Annotated in this window: 17 protein-coding genes and 1 tRNA gene; 12 read left to right on the top strand and 6 right to left on the bottom strand. The window is 56.1% G+C overall.

Annotated elements, in window-relative coordinates; translation table 11 throughout:
- Positions 1-82: 82 nt before the first annotated feature.
- Positions 83-2,191: a type I restriction-modification system subunit M gene (locus QTL94_RS11050; RefSeq protein WP_289801569.1), complete on the bottom strand. Its 2,109-nt coding sequence runs from the start codon at positions 2,189-2,191 to the stop codon at positions 83-85.
- Positions 2,192-2,622: 431 nt separating this feature from the next.
- Between QTL94_RS11050 and QTL94_RS11055 the strand changes: the two genes are divergently transcribed.
- A complete protein-coding gene (locus QTL94_RS11055; RefSeq protein WP_289801570.1) occupies positions 2,623-4,233 on the top strand; it encodes a capsular polysaccharide export protein, LipB/KpsS family in 1,611 nt (536 codons plus the stop codon).
- On the top strand, positions 4,230-5,405 hold the full coding sequence (locus tag QTL94_RS11060) for an aminotransferase class I/II-fold pyridoxal phosphate-dependent enzyme (protein ID WP_289801571.1): 1,176 nt from the start codon (positions 4,230-4,232) through the stop codon (positions 5,403-5,405). Before QTL94_RS11055 ends, QTL94_RS11060 begins: the two co-directional genes overlap by 4 nt.
- Here the strand turns inward: QTL94_RS11060 and neuC are convergent.
- Complete coding sequence (neuC, locus tag QTL94_RS11065) at positions 5,378-6,544, bottom strand: UDP-N-acetylglucosamine 2-epimerase (protein WP_289801572.1); 1,167 nt, start codon at positions 6,542-6,544, stop codon at positions 5,378-5,380. The two genes, QTL94_RS11060 and neuC, sit on opposite strands and share 28 nt — an antisense overlap.
- A gap of 92 nt (positions 6,545-6,636) precedes the next feature.
- On the opposite strand from neuC, the gene neuB reads away from it, so the two are divergent.
- Positions 6,637-7,659, top strand: coding sequence for an N-acetylneuraminate synthase (gene neuB / locus QTL94_RS11070; RefSeq protein WP_289801573.1), 1,023 nt, complete (start codon positions 6,637-6,639; stop codon positions 7,657-7,659).
- Between the two features lie 22 nt (positions 7,660-7,681).
- The gene (locus QTL94_RS28320) at positions 7,682-8,326 is read left to right on the top strand and encodes an acetyltransferase (protein WP_354666059.1); all 645 of its coding nucleotides are present in this window, start codon (positions 7,682-7,684) and stop codon (positions 8,324-8,326) included.
- Here the strand turns inward: QTL94_RS28320 and QTL94_RS11075 are convergent.
- Complete coding sequence (locus QTL94_RS11075; RefSeq protein WP_289801574.1) at positions 8,314-9,540, bottom strand: polysaccharide biosynthesis protein; 1,227 nt, start codon at positions 9,538-9,540, stop codon at positions 8,314-8,316. The genes QTL94_RS28320 and QTL94_RS11075 overlap by 13 nt on opposite strands.
- 81 nt (positions 9,541-9,621) lie before the next feature.
- The gene (locus QTL94_RS28325) at positions 9,622-10,497 is read right to left on the bottom strand and encodes an acylneuraminate cytidylyltransferase family protein (RefSeq protein ID WP_354666056.1); all 876 of its coding nucleotides are present in this window, start codon (positions 10,495-10,497) and stop codon (positions 9,622-9,624) included.
- On the opposite strand from QTL94_RS28325, the gene QTL94_RS11080 reads away from it, so the two are divergent.
- Both QTL94_RS11080 and QTL94_RS11085 read left to right on the top strand, forming a co-directional pair.
- Positions 10,432-11,559 (top strand): nucleotidyltransferase family protein, encoded by a 1,128-nt coding sequence (locus tag QTL94_RS11080; protein ID WP_289801743.1) that lies wholly within the window; start codon positions 10,432-10,434, stop codon positions 11,557-11,559. The genes QTL94_RS28325 and QTL94_RS11080 overlap by 66 nt on opposite strands.
- 394 nt (positions 11,560-11,953) lie before the next feature.
- Positions 11,954-13,897: an acyltransferase family protein gene (locus tag QTL94_RS11085; protein WP_289801575.1), complete on the top strand. Its 1,944-nt coding sequence runs from the start codon at positions 11,954-11,956 to the stop codon at positions 13,895-13,897.
- A 343-nt stretch (positions 13,898-14,240) separates the two neighbouring features.
- Here QTL94_RS11085 and QTL94_RS11090 read toward each other — a convergent pair.
- Positions 14,241-14,316: transfer RNA gene (locus tag QTL94_RS11090), tRNA-Ile, on the bottom strand.
- Between the two features lie 152 nt (positions 14,317-14,468).
- Here QTL94_RS11090 and QTL94_RS11095 point away from each other — a divergent pair.
- On the top strand, positions 14,469-15,209 hold the full coding sequence (locus tag QTL94_RS11095) for an SIMPL domain-containing protein (protein WP_289801576.1): 741 nt from the start codon (positions 14,469-14,471) through the stop codon (positions 15,207-15,209).
- 250 nt (positions 15,210-15,459) lie between these two features.
- Positions 15,460-15,843 carry a BRA0787 family protein gene (locus QTL94_RS11100; protein WP_065693537.1) on the top strand — a complete coding sequence of 128 codons (384 nt, stop codon included), beginning with the start codon at positions 15,460-15,462 and terminating at the stop codon, positions 15,841-15,843.
- A gap of 65 nt (positions 15,844-15,908) precedes the next feature.
- Here QTL94_RS11100 and QTL94_RS11105 read toward each other — a convergent pair whose 3' ends face one another.
- The gene (locus QTL94_RS11105) at positions 15,909-16,622 is read right to left on the bottom strand and encodes a GntR family transcriptional regulator (protein WP_289801577.1); all 714 of its coding nucleotides are present in this window, start codon (positions 16,620-16,622) and stop codon (positions 15,909-15,911) included.
- 267 nt (positions 16,623-16,889) lie between these two features.
- Here QTL94_RS11105 and QTL94_RS11110 point away from each other — a divergent pair, with 267 nt between their 5' ends.
- The 4 genes from QTL94_RS11110 (at position 16,890) to QTL94_RS11125 (ending at position 21,247) form a co-directional block, all read left to right on the top strand.
- The gene (locus QTL94_RS11110) at positions 16,890-17,972 is read left to right on the top strand and encodes an ABC transporter ATP-binding protein (RefSeq protein ID WP_289801744.1); all 1,083 of its coding nucleotides are present in this window, start codon (positions 16,890-16,892) and stop codon (positions 17,970-17,972) included.
- A gap of 31 nt (positions 17,973-18,003) precedes the next feature.
- Complete coding sequence (locus QTL94_RS11115; RefSeq protein ID WP_065693540.1) at positions 18,004-19,302, top strand: ABC transporter substrate-binding protein; 1,299 nt, start codon at positions 18,004-18,006, stop codon at positions 19,300-19,302.
- Positions 19,303-19,509: 207 nt separating this feature from the next.
- The gene (locus QTL94_RS11120) at positions 19,510-20,424 is read left to right on the top strand and encodes an ABC transporter permease (RefSeq protein WP_289801578.1); all 915 of its coding nucleotides are present in this window, start codon (positions 19,510-19,512) and stop codon (positions 20,422-20,424) included.
- A gap of 1 nt (position 20,425) precedes the next feature.
- Positions 20,426-21,247 carry an ABC transporter permease gene (locus QTL94_RS11125; protein WP_289801579.1) on the top strand — a complete coding sequence of 274 codons (822 nt, stop codon included), beginning with the start codon at positions 20,426-20,428 and terminating at the stop codon, positions 21,245-21,247.
- Positions 21,248-21,250 lie beyond the last annotated feature (3 nt).

Raw genomic sequence — 21,250 nt, forward strand, 5'->3', positions numbered from 1 at the left:
TGCCGATAATCTGTTCGTCTGTGAAACGGCTGCGCTTCATTCCCTGGTCCTCTCAATGGGCCAGAGCTTACTTCAAAATGGATTATTTCAACGGGGCAAGGTCATCGTCAACAATAATCGACTCACTCTTGAAACGGGGCCCCTTGAAAATCTTGATGCCGGTCGACATTGCTCCAATGGTCGAGACCGACCATCCATCAGCACCATCAAGACCTTGGATGGCCTCCAAAGTCTCATTGAGGTGAGGAAGAAACAGTTGTGGATTGATGTTCAGATTCTTCTCAATCTTGCTCCGGTCGACCGCAAAGAAATAGCCTGAGCTCTTGAGCTTTCCCTGCCTGAAATCATCAAAGGCCTTTCCGATGTCTGCCAGGTCATCGTCAAGCTCGTCAGTTGGATTGTTGAGCGCGTCCTTCTTGTAGATTGGGACACCCTCGCTATCCTGACCAATTTTGCGCGAGATTGCCATGAATATCGGATAGTTCGAGGGCGCGCTTTCGCCTTCGGCTAGCTTCTGGACAAAAACAATACACGTTCGCACCCCAGTGAAGGGCTGGAAGGTGTTTTTGTGACAATTTATGATAGCCAACAGGCGGCATCGAGCGAAGAGGATCTCTCTACCCGGGCGATATGTTTGAGTATCTAAGAAGCTCTTGGGAAGAACGATTCCGAGTTTACCCCCAGGCTTAAGCCAGTCCACGCACCTTTCAAAGAAGAGAAGTTCAGGTGGCACTCCATCCGGTGCAAACTCCTCAGTCTTCCGGTATTCACCATCAACTTCTACCCATCGCTTGCCCGCATCAAAGCGACGAAGCACTTCTTCATGTGTGATCCGTCCATCGCCGACACCAGCAAACGGAGGGTTTGTCAGAATAACGGTAGGTACGCAGCGACCGGCCTGACTAACGATTGTCTTGTCAAATGATTCATATGAACCAAGGCTATCGCCAGCGGTCATGCCGGCGTGGCCGTCTCCGTTGAGGATCATGGCCGTTTTCGCGACCTTCACCAGTCGTCGGCTAGCGTCTACGAGAAACAGGTTCTTTTTGTGCCGTTCGAGTTGTCTCTGTTTGGCTATTTCGCTGCCTTCACTGTCGACGATACGATTGCGAACATATCGCATAGTCCCAGTTAAGAAGCCTCCCGAGCCTCCGGCAGGGTCCAGAATCACATCCATGTAGTCGGGCTGCACCATCGACACCATGAGATCGACCGCAAGCCGGTTTGTGAAAAATTGGCCTTTTTCGCGCTTCAGGTACACGGATGCGTACTGCTCGTAAGCATGCCCCATAAGGTCCCATTCGTGGGCTGCACCCGAGCTTGAAAGTAGGCTGTACTCTTGCAGTTCAACGACAACGTCGGCGACTGCTCTCGCTCCGACTGTGATCCGCTCGTGCTCGTTGAATACATCTCGGTTGGCCCGCTTCACGTCGTCGAATAGCTTCGCTATACGCCCTTTGACCGAATTTATGCCGGCTTCAGAGATGTATTCTTCTGGGGTGCAATAGAAGGATGGCAGGGGATCAGTGCCTTCTTCGTCCATCGCTTTTGCGAGCATAATCCTAACCATATCCATGGTCAGATCCTCTTCCTCGCTGTCATTGCCACGCCCGTGTAGACGATTGTGGCAACGCCGGAGCAGGCCCTTTATGTCCTTCGGTTTCTTGAGGTCTACTTTCTTGCGACGACCGAGCGCGTCCCATGCCTCCTTATAGCGCGGGATACCAATCCACTCTTTGAATTCGCTCTCAGGAGCAGAGACACGACGGAAGTAGGCAACTTCATCATCCTCTCCTGAGCCGTTAAACCAGACGCCACCCTCGGCGCTCGTATTGAAAACATAGGAGACAAGTTGGTTGTGGCCGGCTTTGATGCTCGGAGCCTTGCACTCTATGACGAGGTATATTCGCCCCTGGTCCTTAGATGCGCAGGCGGCAGCGTCTCTGTAGATAACGATATCCGCGCGCACGGGCCGACCGCGAGTATCGGTTAGCAGCGAGCTTCCGTGATGGATCGCCACCTCTCTTTTCATGAACTCCTTGGGATATCCATACTCATAGTGGAGAACGCGAAGGTATCGTTGACGAACGCGCTCTTCTGGGGTGGCGTCGAGAAGAGTCGAGGTTAGGAAATCGACGATTTTGCCATCGATATCAAACTCGACTTCAAAGTGGTTTTGATCTGACACCATGTGACTCGTTCCCTCGTGTTCAACGGGGTATAAAAGTCCACGGTTCGAGCGCCAACAAAAATGTGTGCCAGACCTAAACTAAGCTAGCTAGGCGGCGGCTCCTACCTCACATGCGCCAGACTCTGTTTCAAACGAAATGACGGGGCGGCGAGAATGTTTATTGTTTTTACTGAACAATCTTGAGAATTCAAACTTGATCTCAGCAAAATTTCATAAATGGCACAGCTTGCGTATGCAACCCCGCAATAAGCGCATCTAGTGTTGGTCAATCAATGGGTCCCTCACTTCCGATAGGTGATGCCTATCGATGATTTAAGCCTTAACTAGTCAATCCACTCTCGGTTGGTTCTGCGAACGTAAATTGGATTATTGCCTTGACCGCGTGCCTTTTTCCTGTTTTCCGAACACCCGGTAACGGAGAAGCTTAGCCGATGAATATTGACCGCGAGTCCGAAGGCCCTGCAGACGATATTACGGCAGACGAACAAGCGACGCGCAAGCAGTGGCTTTCGTGGTTGAGCAGGCTTGAAGGCGACGGAGACCTCGATGCGCTGCGGCGTCTTCAAATCGAGGGCCTTGATGTTTGGCCGATAATCAAGGCCACCATCATCATGGGAGAGCTCAATCGAAACCAGCGGACACGTTTCGTCGCAAGAGCGCCCATCAAAGCTGTAGATGTTCCTTCTGCGACCGATAGCTCGAGTTCGCCGGACCTCCACTTCGATTGTGATGTCTTGTTTCTTGCAAATGTCGCCCCGGCGATCGAGATAGACGGAATTCTTCTCAATCCACACCTCGACCCCCTTAGAAATGCCTTGGGGAAAAAGGGGATTCGCACGCTAACTGCCTACTATGACAGCGTGCCCGAAAATCGTGTTTGCGCCTTTCCGAGCATCAGTCTCTCGGACAAGGTGCGCCGAGCCAAGATAGATTCACGCTCGAAAGGCGAACTGAGCAAACTCCAGGAACGTCTATCAACCTCTCTAGGGGGCGACGGCGGGATCGATGATAAAACCCAAAAAAGCATCTTAAAACAAATCGAAAACACGCTGAAGCTGCGCGTCCACTACCAGCAGGTCTTTAAAAGCAACGCCGCGCTCAAGTGCCTTTTCGTAACTAACTACTATAGCGCCCACGGTTGGGGCGCAGTGTCTGCCGCGAAATCACTCGGCATACCTACCGTCGACATTCAGCACGGGCTTCAAGGTCGATATCACCACGCCTATTCCTGGCCGGAGTTGAAGAACGAGTCGATGTCTTGCGTTCCGGACCATTTTCTTTGCTGGACCAAGCATGACCACGAGAACCTTGATGGATATCCTCTCACTCGCGGCAGGTCTAAAATAATTGGTCCCGGACATTTTCAGCTTGAAAAATTGGTTGAAGCGTACGGCTCTGCTCAAGAACCGGCCTCCACAGGTTTTGCTCGGTACAGCCAACTTAGTGATGAATTACTGCATTTTGCTGAGCAGACTCGTAGTAAAGGCAAAAAGATCGCAGGGATTTTCTTGCAATACAAGGAAGATGAGAAGTGGCTAGAGTTGCTTCGCAACTCCGTTCCCAGTAATACCGAACTCTGGGTGAGGCGGCATCCCGGGGTGAGGCGACTGGATCCAAATCCCGCGGAGATGGACGGAATACATTTCGTAGATCGTTTTCCGCTCACTTCCGTGCTCAATTCTGTGGATGTTGTGGTCACGGGATATTCGTCCGTGGGGATCGAGGCATTTCACTTAGGACACCCGGTCGTTGCATATTCTCCTCTTTCGAAAGAGTTTCTTGAGCCATATTGCACTTCCACGGGTTTTCGGCTCAGCAGCGGTCACCCCAGTGGAATAGCTTCCGCCATTTCGGGGGAACTCTTGACTAGAACGACAGCTGTTTCTTCCATTCCGGACATCAACTCAGTTGCTGAATCGATTCAGCAGCTGATCGAAAAATCCCACCGTAGAAACAAATACATTACGCACGCAACACGTTACCTGCGTAAAGCCAGGGTAGCAGGCGAACTCTTCAAATCAGCCTACAGAAGGTTCCTATGATACAACTAGCCGTACCCAATCTCGCAGGAAACGAAGAAAAGTACTTATCCGATTGTGTGACGTCGACATTCGTTTCCAGTGTCGGGCCATATGTTACGAAATTTGAGGAAATGGTGGCCGCTGCGGCAGGCGCGCCCTATGCTGTCGCGACGTCAGCTGGCACCACCGCGCTGCATGCTGCGCTTTTGACGGTGGGCGTTAAGCATAATGATTTGGTTATCTGCCCAGCCCTGACGTTTATTGCATCTGCAAACGCCATCTCGCATTGCGGGGCCACTCCTTGGCTCTTCGACGTCGACCGAGATAGTTGGACTCTCGATGCTCGCCAGGTGGGCGAGCAGATCGCGAAGAACACAGAAATCAGGGCCGGAGAGCGAATTCACATACCATCGGGACGCCGTGTCTCCGCTATCGTGCCCGTTTTTACACTGGGAATTCCCGCAGACATGGATGCAATCATTCAGGTCGCAAAGAGTTCCGGATTGCCGGTTGTGGTTGATGGCGCGGCCGCATTGGGGGCGACCTATAGAGCGCATCGCTCGGGGGCCCTTGGTGCTGATTTCACCATGTACTCGTTCAATGGCAACAAAACCGTCACGGCTGGTGGCGGTGGTGCGGTGGTGTGCTGCAGCAAGGATCTCATGCAGGCCTTCCGTCACCTTACAACAACGGCTAGGGTCGGCACCGATTACGACCATGATGTTGTCGGGTACAACTATCGCATGACGAACTTACAAGCCGCCGTCGGCTGTGCGCAAATGGAACAGCTCGATGCATTCGTTGCGGCCAAGCGGCGAATTGCGGCTACTTACCAAGAGGCGTTTCAGGACATCTCAGGCGCTAAGGCCTTTCCCAATCCCAGTTGGGGAGAAAGTGCGGCCTGGTTCTCTGGCTTCTATTTCGATTCTCCGGATGGGGGCGCAAGAGGCGCCAGACTCCGCCAAGCGTTGCGCGAGCGGCACATAGATGCACGTCCATTTTGGAAGCCAATGCATCTCCAGGCGCCCTATAAGAACGCTCCTCGAGCGGCCTTGCCCGTCAGCGAATATCTTTGGGACAAGATCGTGACGCTTCCCTGCTCAACAAATCTGACGTCGGACGACCAAGCCTACGTCGTTGATGAGGTGCGTGCGTGGAGCCGCGCTCACGTGCTTTGCTCGGCGCCATCGTAAAACCGCTTAACTAGCAAGCCTGCATCCAAATCAACCTCTTCGAGAACCTTCACAATGCGGTCTGCCGCGTGGCCATCCCCATAGGGACTAACCAAACCAGCCAGCCCCGCCCTGAAACTCGGATCAAGCGCAGTCTGCAGACCCGCTGCGATGGCCTCGCTGGTGGCTTCGACGTCAATTACATTGCGGGCCCGTGTACGGCCCTGTTGTCTATCGCCGACATTGACCGTGGGCAACATGAATGATGGCGTTTCGATTAGACCACTTGATGAATTCCCCAACATCGCCGCGGAATAGCGCAGCATGGCCAAGTAATTGAGCGCGCCGAAGCTCTCGACAAAGAAGCTATAGGGTCTCTCCTGGCAAAATTCCTGAATTAGACGTCGGATGACATCACTCCCGGCATCTACATTGGGCGCGGTGAACACGATGGGGATGTCAAATTGCTGCAACGCCATGATAATCGCAGCAACCTCCTGTTGTACGGTCTCGATGCGTCTGGTCACTGGATGAAAGGTCACCAAAAGAGGTGCCCGCTCCAAAGAAATTCCAAATCTCTTTTCAAGGTCTGAACGTTCAGGGAGCTTGGCAATCAGGAGATTGTCGAGTGCCGGCGCCCCACTTACTGTAACCCGCCATGGTTCCTCCCCCATCCGGATGATCCGGCCGGCATATTCAGCGGTGCTCGCAAAATGAAGATGGGCCATCTTCGTGATGGCGTGGCGGAATGCATCGTCTATCGCACCAAAAGAAAGTTCACCACCATGGATATGAGCTATCGGAATATTGAAGGGGACTGATGCGGCAGCAATTGCGAACATTTCAAAGCGGTCGCCCAGCACCAAAATGATATCAGGCCGCTCCTGCGCAAGATGATCCGCCATGCTAGACATGGCGGTGGCCATTGCCCTGGTAGTCTGCGCCTGGCTGTCCAATGTATCCGGCAGAGGAAGCAACGCCGCGATTGGCTGCGCGTCGGCCTCTATTTCCTCGACAGTGTAGCCTGCTCGTCGCGATAGATGCCCTCCGCTGACCAATAGGCGGTAGTTAAGCTTAGACGAGGCTCTGATCCGCTCCAAAAGCGGACGGTAGATGCCGTAATCCGAGCGACCCACCGTTACGACGAGTACACTGCGCATGCGAAATTCCTTTGAAGGCCTATGTGATCTTGCGGCAGGTTCCAGAAAGAAGCTAATACCGGGAAAGTCAATCAAATAGGCGGATATCGATCGTGAAGACCTTTGTAATTGCGGAAATTGGCGTCAATCACAATGGCAGCCTCGATCTCGCTTTGAAGCTAATCGATGAAGCGGCGAAAGCAGGCGCACAGGCCGCAAAGTTCCAATCGTTCACTGCGGATACGATCGTCACCCCCAACACCGACACGGTGGGTTACCAAAAGGCTAGTGGCGCAGAGGACCAACACGCTATGCTGCGCGCCCTCGAGTTAAGCGACGAGGATCACCGCTTGCTGGCGGCTCATTGTGAGGCCTGTGGAATCGAATTCATGTCCACCGCATTCGACAGCCGCTCGTTGAACTTGTTGTGCGACATCGGTGTGAAGCGAATAAAGATACCTTCGGGAGAGATCACAAACATTCCCTATCTGCAGGATTGTGCTTCGAGAGGCCTGCCAATCATTCTATCCACTGGTATGGCGGATCTTGAAGAAGTGAAAGAAGCAGCTACCCTGATAAGCCAAGTCCAGTTGAATCGCGACATCGAGCATCCGGCATTGACCGTCTTGCATTGCACCAGCGCTTATCCCACGGCTGTCGACGATGTGAACCTGTTGGCGATGCAAACCTTGGCTCGCGAACTCAGACTTCCCGTGGGGTATTCCGACCACACCGACGGAATATTCGCTGCTCCGATAGCCGTCGCTCTCGGCGCGCAGGTCATTGAAAAGCATGTTACGCTCGATCGCACGATGAAAGGTCCGGATCACGCCGCCTCGATCGAGCCCCACGAACTTGCAAACATGATTACCGCAATTGACACCGTCGAAACCTTGCTGGGTGACGGTGTAAAACAGCCACGGCCGTCTGAGTTTGAGGCACGTAGGTTGGTGCGAAGGGGACTCAAAGCTGCGCGTCCTCTGCCTGCGGGGACGATTTTAACGGCAGGGGATGTTTCCGTGCTACGGCCGGCCACTGGACTTGCGCCTAAATACTACGCGACCGTCGTCGGGAGTCGCACGACGAGAGAATTGGGTCTCGGTGAACCGATCGAGTTGTCGGATCTCGAAAGGTGAGGGTAGGGTTGTGACAATACGGGTGGTTTGTTTTGGCGCGGGCGGCCACGCCCGGGTCGTGCTAGATGCCCTTTCTCTGATCGGTCGAGAAGAGCCTGTCGAGATCGTCGGACTGATCTGCGAGACTGCGACATCGCAATCCGTATTGGGGTTTCCGGTTCTAGGAGCCGATGCCGACATTGCGGCGATCTCTCAGAGGCACAAAGCCACGCATTTTGTGATTGGCGTTGGCAGCGTACGTGGCGGGTCGACGCTGCGTCCTCAACTCTATGGTCTAGCTTTGTCGGTGGGGCTTGAGCCGCTGACGGTGGTCCACCCTTCCGCTGTTGTCTCGCCGTCGTCTACAATTGGACACGGCACGGTGATTATGGCCGGCAGCGTTATTCAAGCGGGGACCCGGATAGGCAACAATACCATTGTCAACACCCGCGCGAGTATTGACCATGATTGCCGCATTGGTGATCATGTCCACATAGCGCCGGGTGTCACCTGCTCAGGCAATGTAGCTGTTGGATGCGGAGCACATGTCGGCGTTGGCGCCACGGTTGTCGAAGGCCTAACAATTGGAGACGGCGCCACAGTGGGAGCGGGCGCAGTTGTCATAGAGGACTGTGCAAGTGGGAGCACGATCTATGGTGTCCCCGCGCGGGTTCATCAAAGTCGTTGATCGAGGTAGGTCTTGGAGTCCCGATGTGTTTCTAGAAACCCGGGCTCGACGATTGCGATGATCTCCTTGAGAAGATCTTTGCTCACCACGGTTTTGGGATCCTCTAGCAGCTTGCAGACTTCAGCAACGACTTGGTCGACTGCCGCTTGGCTGGCCAGATCATACTCAACGGTTTCAAGGTTGGGTAAGCCCAAGTCTGCGCGACGCTCGGCAGCGGTCGTAAACTCCTCATACGGCTTCTCCCCGGCGGTATCAAGCGGGGTCAAAAGCAAGGGCCAGCGGCCACGGCTGCGCTCATTCTCGACATTGGCGCACGCCGCTTTTTCGTCTTGATAGATCGCCGGCGAAAAACCATGCCACTTCAAGAAACGTTCGGCGATATCGTGAAGCAATATGAGATGCTCGTTTGGATTGAGCTTGGGAATGACGATGGACATGTCCGGAACCACGGTCGAAGCGATTGCACAGATTTGTCCCGACTCCGCGAGGGAGACGAAGTAACGTCGCGTGTCGATAGGCGCGGCCAAGGGCTCGCCACGTGCAAGCCGGTTTTGAAATCCTTGCAGGAGGGATCCATTCGAAAAGGCCACATTCGCAAAACGTGCGGATGACTTTGGACCGCTAAGGGCGCGTGCGGCACTTGAACTGAAAAGCACGTGCTCCATGACGCGCTTCGTTGCTCCCATCATTGATGAAGGATTGGCCGCTTTGTCGGTGGAGACAGTGAATAGGCGCCCCGCGAAGCCGCGTTCGGCGAGCCACGTCATCAGACGAACTTGTTTGACGAGATTTGTCTCAAACATCTGCAAGGTCGAGAAGGGATCCTTCTCGGAGCGGACGTGCTTCAGCGCCGCGAAGTTTAGAACCAAATCGTATTCCTGCTGCGCGTAAAGGAAGTGTCTGGCGGCCGCCGAACCATAATCCAGCGGCAACGCCTGGAAGTCTTTGACTGACCAATCAGACGGTCTCGAGCGGAGCTGCCGGACGAGTTCAGCCAGCCCATTCTCATTCTGGTCAATTACATGGAGCGCTTTAGGCATTCGCGTGATGAGCTGTAGTACGGTACTTGAGCCGATAGACCCGGCTCCGCCCACGACGAGGATGCGCTTGCCGCTGATCGCATGCTGTAGCTTCTCCTCGAGCAAGGCAACGTCCACGTCGAAAAGAGAACTCAAACGACCAGTGGCAATTGTGTGTAGCGGCGTAGCGTTCATCTCATATCTCTTAAATTTCTCAATCCGGCTGTATCTGGCGCCGCCAACCGCGCGGACAATCCGCATGGTGCGAATCGTCGCCTAGTCCGATCGCATTGCTAAAAGGATTTCAGCGAGTCTGAAGTCCCACTCATGATCGATATCCACCGCTCGTTCGTGACCCATGACATATGCGACAGGGTGTTGGGACAACAAGGTTTGGCGTTCTCGAAATGTGCTCGGGCGCACCACGTAGACCGCCCCGTTCACATAGTACAAAGGATCAAGATCCTGGGTTCGAACATAGCCGTCACGCGGAGGGAGGTACGGGGACGCCTTCGGCCCGTCAAGCCTGTACATGAGAGCGGGGTGTGTCGTAACCGACGAAACGGCGAAAGCGCAGTCTGCCTCTGTTTCGATGATGAGGTCCAAGGTTGCATCAATATCCGATGCGCATCGCAGAGGGCTTGTGGGCTGCAACAGGCAGAGAAACTCCGGTAGTCGACCTTCGTCGCGCTCCAGCCAGTCTACTGCGTGCGCGACGACGTCCTGATGAGCGGCATGGTCACCGGAAAGCTCCGGCGGGCGCAGAAATGGTACTTCGCCCCCCGCTTGTCTTGCTGCCTCTGCAATCTCGACACAGTCGGTCGATACGATCACTCTACGAACATGAAGAGATTTGAGCGCTGCGGCGATGCTCCAGGCAATTAGTGGCCGTCCCCCCAATTGCCGGATATTCTTCCCAGGAAGGCGTTTTGAACCTCCCCGAGCGGTCACCAACGCTACACAATCGGTATGCCTCGTTCCGGACAATCGTTTTCTGCCTACCATGTTATACCGCGCTCGTATGCATCCACCGTTTGGGAACATCAAGTCTTTTTGGCTTCCTTGGCGAATCGGCAATTGAAATTCGTGGGCAAATGGGCCACTCCGTTGCCGAACTGCTTGAATGAACAAGGTTTGCAAATGAAGAGTCATTCGATCGCCGAAATCAGCCTTAGGGCGGACCAGCCGCTCTCGGTAGCCGTGTCGTGCATCGAGGCAAGCGGCGGTGAGATCGCTCTTGTAACCGATGAAGCAGGCAAACTCGTCGGCACGATTACAGATGGCGACATCCGTCGAGGTATCCTGCGTGGCGCGACGCTGGATACCATGGCTGCTGACGTCATGTATTCCGCGCCGCGGACTACCACTGAGGCCGCATCACGATCAGAGATCCTAGCGCTGCTCCGAAAGCACAGCTTGCGTCAGATGCCGATCCTCACACCTGCCGGCGTCGTCGTCGACATTGTTTATGCCGACGATCTGCAGCACCCGGCGATCGCCCTTCACCCCGTGGTAATCATGGCGGGTGGATTGGGAACACGACTTCGACCAGTTACCGAGACAGTGCCAAAGCCAATGATCTCGGTGGGGGGGCGACCGATCCTGGAGACCATCATCGAGCAGTTCCAGACGCAGGGTTTCCGTTCGATTACCCTATGTGTGAACCACCTTGCCCAGGTCATTGAGGAGTATTTCGAGGACGGCGCAAAGTTTGGAGTAGAAATCACTTATGTTCGCGAGAGCACTCGGATGGGAACAGCTGGGGCGTTGTCACTATTGAATTTCAAGCCAACTCATCCGTTGATCGTGATGAATGGGGATATACTGACCTCGGCTAATTTCGGGCAATTGCTTTCGTTCCACTATGAGAACATGGCGCTGGCAACAATGGGATTAAATCGATATCAATACCAGCTGCCCTACGGCGTGGTCGATGTCGAACATCAACACATCAAAAGCTTCACGGAAAAACCGGTATACGATTTCTTTGTCAACGCGGGCATCTATGTAATCAATCCTGAAGCGCTTCAGCTAATTCCAGCTGAAAAATACTTTGATATGCCCTCGCTGTTCGAAAATATCGACAACAGGAAAAGGGCGGCATTCCCGCTTCATGAGTATTGGCTAGATATCGGTCGCCATGACGACCTTGAAAAAGCGAACGATGAATACCACGCGCTTTTCAGCAGCAAACGCGACGAAGAGAAGAAATAATACGCGTCTTGTCCGAGAGCAGCCTCTGCCGAGTCAGCGCCTTTTGTTCGCTTTCGTGGATGCATGATATGGCGTTCTTATCGGCAATTCTGCACGAGACCTTGTTTCTTTGATATCCGGATGTGTGGGGCATCGGTCCCTCGGTGCACAAGATGTGGCGTGACGCATGTCTTCGCAGAAAGCCGCCTACTCCGGCAGGCTCTTTCGCGGTTTAGGCACGAACCGCTTACCCAAGAAGGCACTAAGACGCGTTTTCGCCGGCCTAGCCTAGCTCTGTCTCTGCAACGCAACACCCGAAAGGCGCTTGCGGGGAGTGGCCGAAATAATCGAGAGCAGAATATTGACGGAACTGCTCGCGGCCGCATTGTGCTGCCGACATCCAAGGACCAGAAAATTGGCAGAAGAGCGACCTAACATATTCCGCGCTGACATCGAGGGACTTCGAGCAATCGCAGTGTTGTTCGTTGTTATATTCCACATCAACGCGGCCCTGATTCCGGGCGGATTTGTGGGGGTCGATCTGTTTTTCGTTATATCGGGTTATATCATTACCCAACGGATCTACGCTGACAACCTGTCATCGATCGCGGACTTTCTCGAATTTTACCGGCGTCGACTTCGCAGAATTGCACCGGCTATGTTCTTTGTTACGGCAGCTACGCTGGCCGTGGGAGCCATCATACTTCTACCTAGCGACCTAGTCCGGCTTTCGCATTCCGCCATCGCGACTGTATTCTCAGCGGCCAACATCTATTTCTCTTTGTTCCTGGATACAGGCTATTTCGCCCCCGACAGCCGAACCATCCCGTTGCTGCATATGTGGTCATTGGGGGTTGAGGAACAGTTCTATCTTCTCTGGCCACTTTTGCTGTACGTCCTCCTGAAGCGCCCTCGCTGGGCCATCCCCAGTTTTATCGTTATCGTGGTAGCCAGCGCTGCTTGGGGTGAGTTTTGGTTAAGAACCTATAACTTCACCTCAGCCTACTACATGTTGCCATCGCGCGCATTTCAACTCTGCGCTGGCGGGCTCGCGTTTTCGCTGTCGCGAACGAAGATAGTGGAATGTGCCTCGCCAAACCTCTTACTGATAGCAGGCTTCTTGGGCTTGGGTGCCGTGGCGGGCAGCGCAATGTTCTTGCACGAGACCACACCATTCCCCGGTATTAATGCCATCCCGCTAACAGCGGGGGCCGTTGCGCTCCTTATATCTGGCACGAAGCCTCAATTTCTCACATCAGTTCTTTCTCTCTGGCCCGCCCGGCAAATAGGAAAACTGTCGTACTCTATGTATCTTTGGCATTGGCCACTGCTCGCATATATGCGCTATCTGGATATCGAGATCGGCTTAGTGTCCGGGATGGTTGTTTTTCTTACGATCCTGATCCTCTCTATTGGATCATACCGGCTGATAGAGGAGCGGTTTCGCCACTCTCAGCAATCGTTTTCTCGCATTTTCACGACGATGGCAGCAACTCCGGCCGCGGTAATACTCATTGCTGGTGTCATCATCATCAAGGCTGGTGGTTTCATACCAGTGCTAACACCTGCAGATTACAAGGAGAATGTTGCGCTGGTGGAAGAGCAGACAAAACAAGCCTTCCGATATTCGTACGTCTGCCAAGCATCCCGCCTTTCAGCAAAACAAACTCAAAATCCCAAGTGCTTGATTGGCAGCGGAGGTTCGGCGCGAACCCTCGTTTGGGGCGACAGCAATGCCTCGCATTACATTGGTATTCTGGGCGAACTGGCAAAAGTTGATGGCATATCGTTTCGCAACATTGCTCATTCCGACTGCCCACCGCTGTTGCAAAACGCTGGCCACTTTTCGTCCGGTCGAAGAGCGCGGGATTGCCAGTACTCCGCCGACCTCGTAACAAAAACCCTGCTTCCGAATTATGACCACATCATCATATCTGCGGCATATTCAAACTACTTCGCACGTGAGGACGAGGGCTTCTTGGCCGAATTTGCGAAGACGATTTCATCTTTAAGAAAGGCAGGTAAACGAGTCACCGTCCTAGGTCAGGTGGTGGCGTTTCCTGACTACGATCGGCTTTGTGCTGCAAAAGCTCTCCGATTGCCGATCGATTGCCAAGCAAAACAAGCAGATCTCTCTGCCGAAATTGCTTCCATCAATGCGTCGGTCAAGCATGCGATTTCTGGCATAGAGGGCGTCGAGTACTACGATTTCAATTCGCTTATCTGCCCGTACGGCGAATGCTCACCATACCTGGATGGGAAAGCTCTTTATTTTAATAGCACGCATTTGAGCGTAACAGGGTCATGGGCCCTTGGATCCGCGGCGGTGCGTTCCAATCTGTACAACGGAATATTCTGAAAGCGTGCCGGTGATATCCAACGTGGACGTGTGAGTTCTATCGCGGTAGGCGCCCGGAGGTTCTGAAGTGGTTCCCGTGACGTCTGCCTTCAGACGACTGGGGTAGCAGCCGGCTGCTGCAGAGTTCTTTGCTGCCGAATCCACGATTCCGAATCGCGCATTTGAAACGTTGGATCTCTGAGGGGCCGCGCGAAAAATCGTGACACGCACTCTTGTGGCTGGCGTGGCCAGACCTCGCGGTTTGGCCATTTATAGGTTTTATTACTACAACGCTGGAGCCACAGCAGCTAGTAAGCCTTAGTTTACAAGGTTTTTCAGCAATTCCAACGCAACAGAGGAATAATGGTGGGCCCGGAGGGACTCGAACCCCCAACCAAGCGGTTATGAGCCGCCGGCTCTAACCATTGAGCTACAGGCCCGCGACGACGGTGTCGTCGTGCGCTCGGCGCAATGGTTCGCCGGTGCGGTTTCGCTCTAACGCAATTCTTCAATCGTCACAAGGGACTGCCGCAATAGCTTCACAATCAAACGGCAAGAGGGAAGGCGTAAATCACAATCGGGGAGTGAAAACATGCCATTGCTGCAAAACAAAACGATTGCCTTCGGTCTTCTGCTCGGCTTGCCGATTGCGGCTTCCGCCAGTGTGCCTGCGCTGGCTGCCGATACGCCGCCGTCCGTTATTTCTGTTGCCGGTGAGGGCAGCTCGTCGATCGCGCCTGATATGGCGGTGCTCAACCTGTCGGTCGTCAAGGTGGAAAAGACCGCTCGCGAGGCGCTTGACGGAAACAACAAGGCGATGAGCGACGTTCTCGATGCCTTGAAAAAGGCAGGCGTGGCCGAACGCGACCTGCAGACATCCGGTTTCTCGGTTCAGCCGCAGTTTCGTTTTCCGCAGAGCAGTGACGGGCAGCCGCAACCGCCCGAATTGCTGGGTTACCAGGTTTCCAATTCGCTGACCGTGCGGGTTCGCGATCTCTCGAAGCTCGGGGCGATCATCGACCAGTCGGTGACGCTCGGCGTCAACCAGGGTGGGGATATCCAGTTTACCAATGACAAGCCGGAGAGCGCCATGGAGGCGGCGCGAAAAGATGCCGTCGCCGATGCGATGAGAAAGGCGAGAACGCTCGCCGAGGCTGCCGGCGTCAAGCTCGGCAACGTCATCGAGATCAGGGAAGACGGGCCGCGGCCGCAGCCTGTTCCTGTGTTTCGCGCGGCGATGATGAAGGCGGGTGCCGATTCGGCCGTGCCGGTTCAGGGCGGCGAGACGAGCTACAACATCACCGTCAACATGTCGTTCTCGATCGCCCGGTAAGGGCAGTCGCGGCATTTCGCACCTTAAGTTGATCTGAAATATGCCATTGGTATTGTCCATAATATCAATGGCATAACTGTTTTTATCGGCGCCGCTGCGAGGCTGGGGTGGATAAAAGGCTTTATCACGCAGATATTACACTATAACATTGATCGTGTTATTCGGTTCGGAAGGAGGCCAGAGTTCTGCCTCCAATGTGATGCCGACCGATGAGGAGGAATTGGCACTATCCCTACAAGAGGAGACAGACATGACGAATGCCTTGCCGCCACTTCACAACGGACACGCCCCGTTCACCCTTCAGGAACTCTTTCGCGATGCGCTTTATGCGTTCGAAGAATGGGATACGGAACTCACTGAACCGATCGTGACATTTGACGGGCGGGTCGTTCCCATCAGTCGCGTCTTCGAAGCGATGCGCGAATGCGACGACATCGTGCCCATGAACATCGTCGGCGCCGTCACCGAGCGGCTGACGAAACCATGGGAAGGCGAGGGACCGCTCGACCAGATGAGCTTCTCCACGGCTGCTCGCGTCATGGCCGTTCTCGTGCGTAAACGCCTTCATGCCACCGGAACCCCCGATATCGTCGCGGTTGCCGGCGCGCCCGCCGAGCGTCGCTCGCGCGGTTGACCTCAAGCATCGCGGCGACCGGTTCGGCGCCGCGATCGCCTCGAGCGGGAAATCCGGTCGAGGCCCTAGACGTCGAAAGCTTCCTTCAGCCCCTGGCTCTTTCGCTCGCGCAGGTCGAGATCGGCTTCGATGTGAGTGATATGATGCACCATGAGATGGCAGGCGTGGTCCAGATCGTTGCGCTCGATGGCGGCGACAATATCGCCATGCTCGGAATGGCCGCAGCTTGAAATCGTTGACTGTCCGTAGAGCGCGATCACCAGGGAAGACCTAGCGACCAGTTCATCCATGAACCTCTGCATGATCGCATTGCCGGAAATGGCTGCGATCGTCAGGTGAAAATCGCCCGATGCCTTGATTTCGGCGCGCCGCGCGGTCTGGCCGCGCTCGCCCATCAGCCGCGTCTCTTCGAGCAGGAGCTGCTTCAGATGCTGGATTTCTGAGGGGGTTATCTTGGCAGCCGCCTCGCGCAGGATGCCGGGCTCGATCAGTCGCCGGGCCGCAAAGATCTGGCGGGCTTCCTCCGGCGAGGGGTAGGCAACGAAGGCGCCGCGGTTCTTTTCGACGCTGACCAAGCCTTCATAGGATAGCGCCTGCAATGCGGCGCGCGCCAATGTCCGGCTGACATTGAAGAGGTTGCCGACATCGCTTTCCGACAGCTTCGTTCCTGGCGTCAGGCGGCGTTCCACGATTGCGTCGCGAATGGCATCGCGGATCTGCTGGGCGCCGGATTCGGCTGAATCATCGGTCGCTTGGATGGCATTGGTAGCGGTATTCATGAAATCTGGTACCCTTTGACCGGCAAATGATATCCGCCTTTGGTTGAAAAGTTAACCGGATTTTGTGATCAAAGTTGCGGCTAAATTGTATACGATCCTTTGCTTTAATTGCGGACAAAAGCCTATTTCGTGTGCACGTCGCTGGGCGGCTCAAGTTTTGCGCAGTTGTTGATCCGGCAGAAATTCGAGCTTTTGTAACGGGTTGTTGCGCCGCAATAGAAACTGGCACGGCAGATGCATCGTCTTTCTCGAACAGGGGAAGACATGATGTCGAAAGCGGCAGAGATCGATATTGCATCCGTTTCGAAGGTGTACGGGGCCACCACGGCCGTGCACGCGATCAGCCTGAAGATACCGGCTGGCTCCTATTGCTGCTTTCTGGGGCCGTCGGGCTGCGGCAAGACCTCGACACTTCGGATGATCGCCGGGCACGAGAGCATCTCCTCGGGCGATATCCGGCTCGGCAATACCGTTGTCACCGATTTTCCGCCGGCCAAGCGCGGCACGGCGATGATGTTCCAGTCCTATGCGCTGTTTCCGCATCTCGACCTGATCGACAACGTCGCCTTCAGCCTGAAGATGAAGGGCGTGGAGAAGGAGGAGCGGCGCGCCAAGGCGCTAGAGATGCTGAAGCTCATGCAGATGGAGGCCTATGCCAACAGGCGTCCGGCGCAGCTTTCCGGCGGCCAGCAGCAGCGCGTCGCTCTCGCCCGCGCGCTGATCACCGATCCCGAGGCGCTGTTGCTCGACGAGCCGCTGTCGGCGCTCGATCCGTTCCTGAAGATCCGCATGCGGGCGGAGCTCAAGAAGCTTCAGAAGACGCTCGGCATCACCTTCGTTCACGTCACGCACAGCCAGGAAGAGGCGATGGCGCTTGCCGATATCATTGTCATCATGAACGACGGCAAGATCGAGCAGGCGGCGACACCGCGCAAGGTGTTCGAGGAGCCGGCGACCGCCTTCGTGGCGCGCTTCATGGGCGACCACAATGTCCTGTCAGGCCGTGTCGTATCGGTCGGCGATGGCGTTCTGACGCTCGAGGCACCGGGCGGCCAGGCGTTTTCGGTGCGCGGCGAGGGCAGGCTTGCCGGCGAGCCCGTTGATATCGGCATCCGCACCGATCGGGTGCGCCTCGATACCGCTTCCGACAAGACGCTCGGTTTCAACGGCGTCGTCTCCAACATCGAATATCGCGGCGCCTCGGTGAAACTCACCGTGGCCGGCGCGGGCAGTGACGACTTCACGGTCATCGCGAGTGACGGCGATTACTTCGCCAAACCCGTATCGGTCGGCGATGCGGTGTCTCTGAGTTGGGCCCTGGAGGACGCGGTCCTCCTCGGCCGTGCATGAACCTCACCAGCCAAAAAGAAGGGGAACTGACATGACAACTGAAAAGAAGACGACCAAGACGGCAGCGGGGATTTCCCGCCGCAGCCTGCTGAAGACGGGTGCTGCCGCCCTTGGTGCGGCCGCCGGCTCCGGCCTGATCACCGGCTTCCCGACGATCTGGGCGCAGTCGAACATCACGCTTCGCCAGTTCGGCACCGGCGTTTCCAACATCAACGCGATTGCCGAGCAGTGCAAAAAGGACCTCGGCATCACGCTCGAGATGACGGCGACCGATTCCGACGCCGCCGCGCAACGCGCCGTCACGCAGCCTGACAGCTACGATATCGCCGACATCGAATACTGGATCCTGAAGAAGGTCTATCCGACCGGCGTCATCCAGCCGATGGATGTGAAGAAGCTGAAGTACTACGACAAGGTCGTTCCGCTCTTCAAGAACGGCAAGCTGAAGCCGGATAGCGTGATTGCGCAGGGCACGGCGCCGCACACGGTCGGCTATGTCGAGAGCGCGGACGCCAAGACCTTCGCAAAGGGCGAGACCGAGCTCTTCACCATGATGCCGACGATCTACAATGCCGATACGCTCGGCATCCGCCCCGACCTCGTCGGTCGCGAGATCTCGACCTGGGCCGATATCATGGACCCGAAGTTCAAGGGTAAGACCTCGATCCTCAACATCCCGTCGATCGGCATCATGGATGCCGCGATGATCATGGAAGCGCTCGGCAACATCAAGTACGCCGACAAGGGCAACATGACCAAGGAAGAGATCGACAAGACGATCGAGTTCCTGATCAAGGCCAAGCAGGACGGCCAGTTCCGCGCCTTCTGGAAGTCGTTCGACGAGTCGGTCAACCTGATGGCATCGGGCGAAGTCGTGATCCAGTCCATGTGGTCGCCGGCTGTCGCCGCCGTCCGCTCCAAGGGCATCGCCTGCAAGTATCAGCCGCTCAAGGAAGGCTACCGCTCGTGGGGCGGCGGTCTCGGCCTTGCCTCGCACCTGAAGGGTGCCGAGCTCGACGCGGCCTATGAATACATCAACTGGTACACATCAGGCTGGGTCGGCGGCTACCTCAACCGCCAGGGCTACTACTCGGCCTGCATGGACACCGCCAAGGGCTTCATGACCGAGGACGAGTGGGGCTACTGGATCGAAGGCAAGGCCGCCAAGGGCGATATCCTTTCGCCCGAGGGCAAGGTCATGGAGAAGGCCGGTGCGGTTCGCGACGGCGGCTCGTTCGAAGAGCGCATGGGCCATGTCGCGTGCTGGAACTCCGTCATGGACGAGGACCGCTACATGGTTCGCCGCTGGAACGAGTTCATCGCGGCTTAAGGCTGGGATGTGGTTGCCCTTCCCGTGCGAGGGGAGGTTTTGCCGTGGGGTACCCCCCTCTGCCCTGCCGGGCATCTCCCCCTCAAGGGGGGAGATCGACACGTGGTGAGGGCGCGCCCAGCCAATCTCCCCCCTTGAGGGGGAGATACCGGCAGGCAGAGGGGGGTGCCACGCAGCACTATGCCAACTGAACAAAAGGGACCAGCTATGGCGACGATCGCGTCAGCAGAGACACACGAGAAGGCCGCGCGGGTTCGCAGTCCAGGCTTTCGGCTTCCGGCCTGGGCCGCCTCCTATCTCCAGGCGGCGCCGCTGATCCTGATCCTCGGCTTCTTCTTCATCCTGCCGATTTTGATGATCGCGGTGGTCAGCTTCTGGGACTATGACTTCGCCGGTCTCTATCCGGCTTTCCTGACGATGAACTACACCGAGACGCTCGGCTCGTGGGTGACGTGGAAGACCTATCTCAACACGCTGAAGTTCACCGTCATCGTCTGGGCGCTCACCGTCTTCATCGGTTTCTGGGTCGCCTATTTCCTCGCCTTTCACATCCGCCGCACGTCGACGCAGATGATCCTGTTTCTCGTCTGCACCGTGCCGTTCATGACCTCGAACATCATCCGCATGATCTCGTGGATTCCGGTGCTCGGCCGCAACGGTCTGGTCAATTCGGCGCTGATCGAGATGGGCATCATCCCGCAGCCGATCGAGTGGCTGCTCTATTCCGATTTCGCCGTGGTGCTTGCGATGGTGCATCTCTACACACTGTTCATGGTGACGCCGATCTTCAACACGCTGATGCGCATCGACCGCTCGCTGTTCGAGGCGGCGCGCGATGCCGGCGCCAGCGGCTGGCAGATCCTCTGGAACGTCGTCATCCCGCTCGCCAAGCCCGGCATCGCCATCGGATCGATCTTCGTGGTGACGCTCGTGATGGCCGACTTCTCGACGGTGCAGGTCATGTCCGGCGGGCAGAGCGCCTCGGTCGCGCTGATGATGAAGAACCAGATGTCGCTGCTGCAATATCCGGCCGCCGCCGCAAATGCCGTCGTGCTTCTGATCGTCGTGTTGATGATGGTCGCCGCCATCCTGCGCGTCGTCGATATCCGCAAGGAGCTTTGAGATGAGCCACGAAAAGCGCACGCTCGAATTCTACGTGCTCGCCGCCTTCTTCCTCCTGTTCGTGCTGTTCCTCTACGGCCCGCTGTCGGCAATCCTGATCCTGTCCTTCCAGGGGCCGGATGGCGGCCTGACATTCCCGCTCAACGGGGTCTCGGTCCACTGGTTCTTCAACCTGTTCGAAAAGCAGGCGGTGGGCGATTTCGGGGCATCCTTCCGTCGCTCCTTCTCGCTCGGCCTGATGGTGATGGTGGTCACCGTCGTGGTGTCGCTGCTGGCGGGCCTCGCCTTCCGCCGTCGCTTCCGTGGCGCCACCTTGCTGTTCTATGCGACGGTCGCCAGCCTCGTGGTGCCGTCGATCATCATTTCGCTCGGCATTGGCGTGGTGTTCCAGCAGGGCGGGCTGAAGCCGGCGTGGTATTCGTCGGCCTTCGGCGCGCACCTGACCTGGACGCTGCCCTTCGGCGTGCTGATCATGTTCGCCGTCTTCAACCGTTTCTCGCCCGCCTACGAGGAGGCGGCGCGCGATCTCGGGGCGACGTCGTGGCAGACCTTCGTGCATGTCGTGCTGCCGATGATCGCGCCCAGCCTGATCGGCGTCGGCCTGTTCGGCTTCACGCTCTCCTATGACGAATTCGCCCGCACGCTGATGACCTCTGGCAGCTACAACACGCTGCCGCTCGAGATCTACGGGATGACCACCAACGTGACGACGCCGGTGCTCTACGCGCTTGGTACGGTGACGACGCTGTTCTCCTTCACCATCATTCTCGTCGCGCTCGGCATCATGATGATGCTGCGCGCGCGACAGGCAAAGATAAGCTGATCT

Source organism: Rhizobium sp. S96 (assembly GCF_030382195.1).
Taxonomy (GTDB): domain Bacteria; phylum Pseudomonadota; class Alphaproteobacteria; order Rhizobiales; family Rhizobiaceae; genus Rhizobium.

Bases quoted from the DNA above. Each gene is read 5' to 3' on its own strand.
- QTL94_RS11050 (WP_289801569.1), bottom strand. From the start codon at position 2,191: ATGGTGTCAGATCAAAACCACTTTGAAGTCGAGTTTGATATCGATGGC.
- QTL94_RS11055 (WP_289801570.1), top strand. From the start codon at position 2,623: ATGAATATTGACCGCGAGTCCGAAGGCCCTGCAGACGATATTACGGCA.
- QTL94_RS11060 (WP_289801571.1), top strand. From the start codon at position 4,230: ATGATACAACTAGCCGTACCCAATCTCGCAGGAAACGAAGAAAAGTAC.
- neuC (WP_289801572.1), bottom strand. From the start codon at position 6,544: ATGCGCAGTGTACTCGTCGTAACGGTGGGTCGCTCGGATTACGGCATC.
- QTL94_RS11075 (WP_289801574.1), bottom strand. From the start codon at position 9,540: ATGAACGCTACGCCGCTACACACAATTGCCACTGGTCGTTTGAGTTCT.
- QTL94_RS28325 (WP_354666056.1), bottom strand. From the start codon at position 10,497: ATGACTCTTCATTTGCAAACCTTGTTCATTCAAGCAGTTCGGCAACGG.
- QTL94_RS11095 (WP_289801576.1), top strand. From the start codon at position 14,469: ATGCCATTGCTGCAAAACAAAACGATTGCCTTCGGTCTTCTGCTCGGC.
- QTL94_RS11100 (WP_065693537.1), top strand. From the start codon at position 15,460: ATGACGAATGCCTTGCCGCCACTTCACAACGGACACGCCCCGTTCACC.
- QTL94_RS11105 (WP_289801577.1), bottom strand. From the start codon at position 16,622: ATGAATACCGCTACCAATGCCATCCAAGCGACCGATGATTCAGCCGAA.
- QTL94_RS11110 (WP_289801744.1), top strand. From the start codon at position 16,890: ATGTCGAAAGCGGCAGAGATCGATATTGCATCCGTTTCGAAGGTGTAC.
- QTL94_RS11115 (WP_065693540.1), top strand. From the start codon at position 18,004: ATGACAACTGAAAAGAAGACGACCAAGACGGCAGCGGGGATTTCCCGC.
- QTL94_RS11120 (WP_289801578.1), top strand. From the start codon at position 19,510: ATGGCGACGATCGCGTCAGCAGAGACACACGAGAAGGCCGCGCGGGTT.
- QTL94_RS11125 (WP_289801579.1), top strand. From the start codon at position 20,426: ATGAGCCACGAAAAGCGCACGCTCGAATTCTACGTGCTCGCCGCCTTC.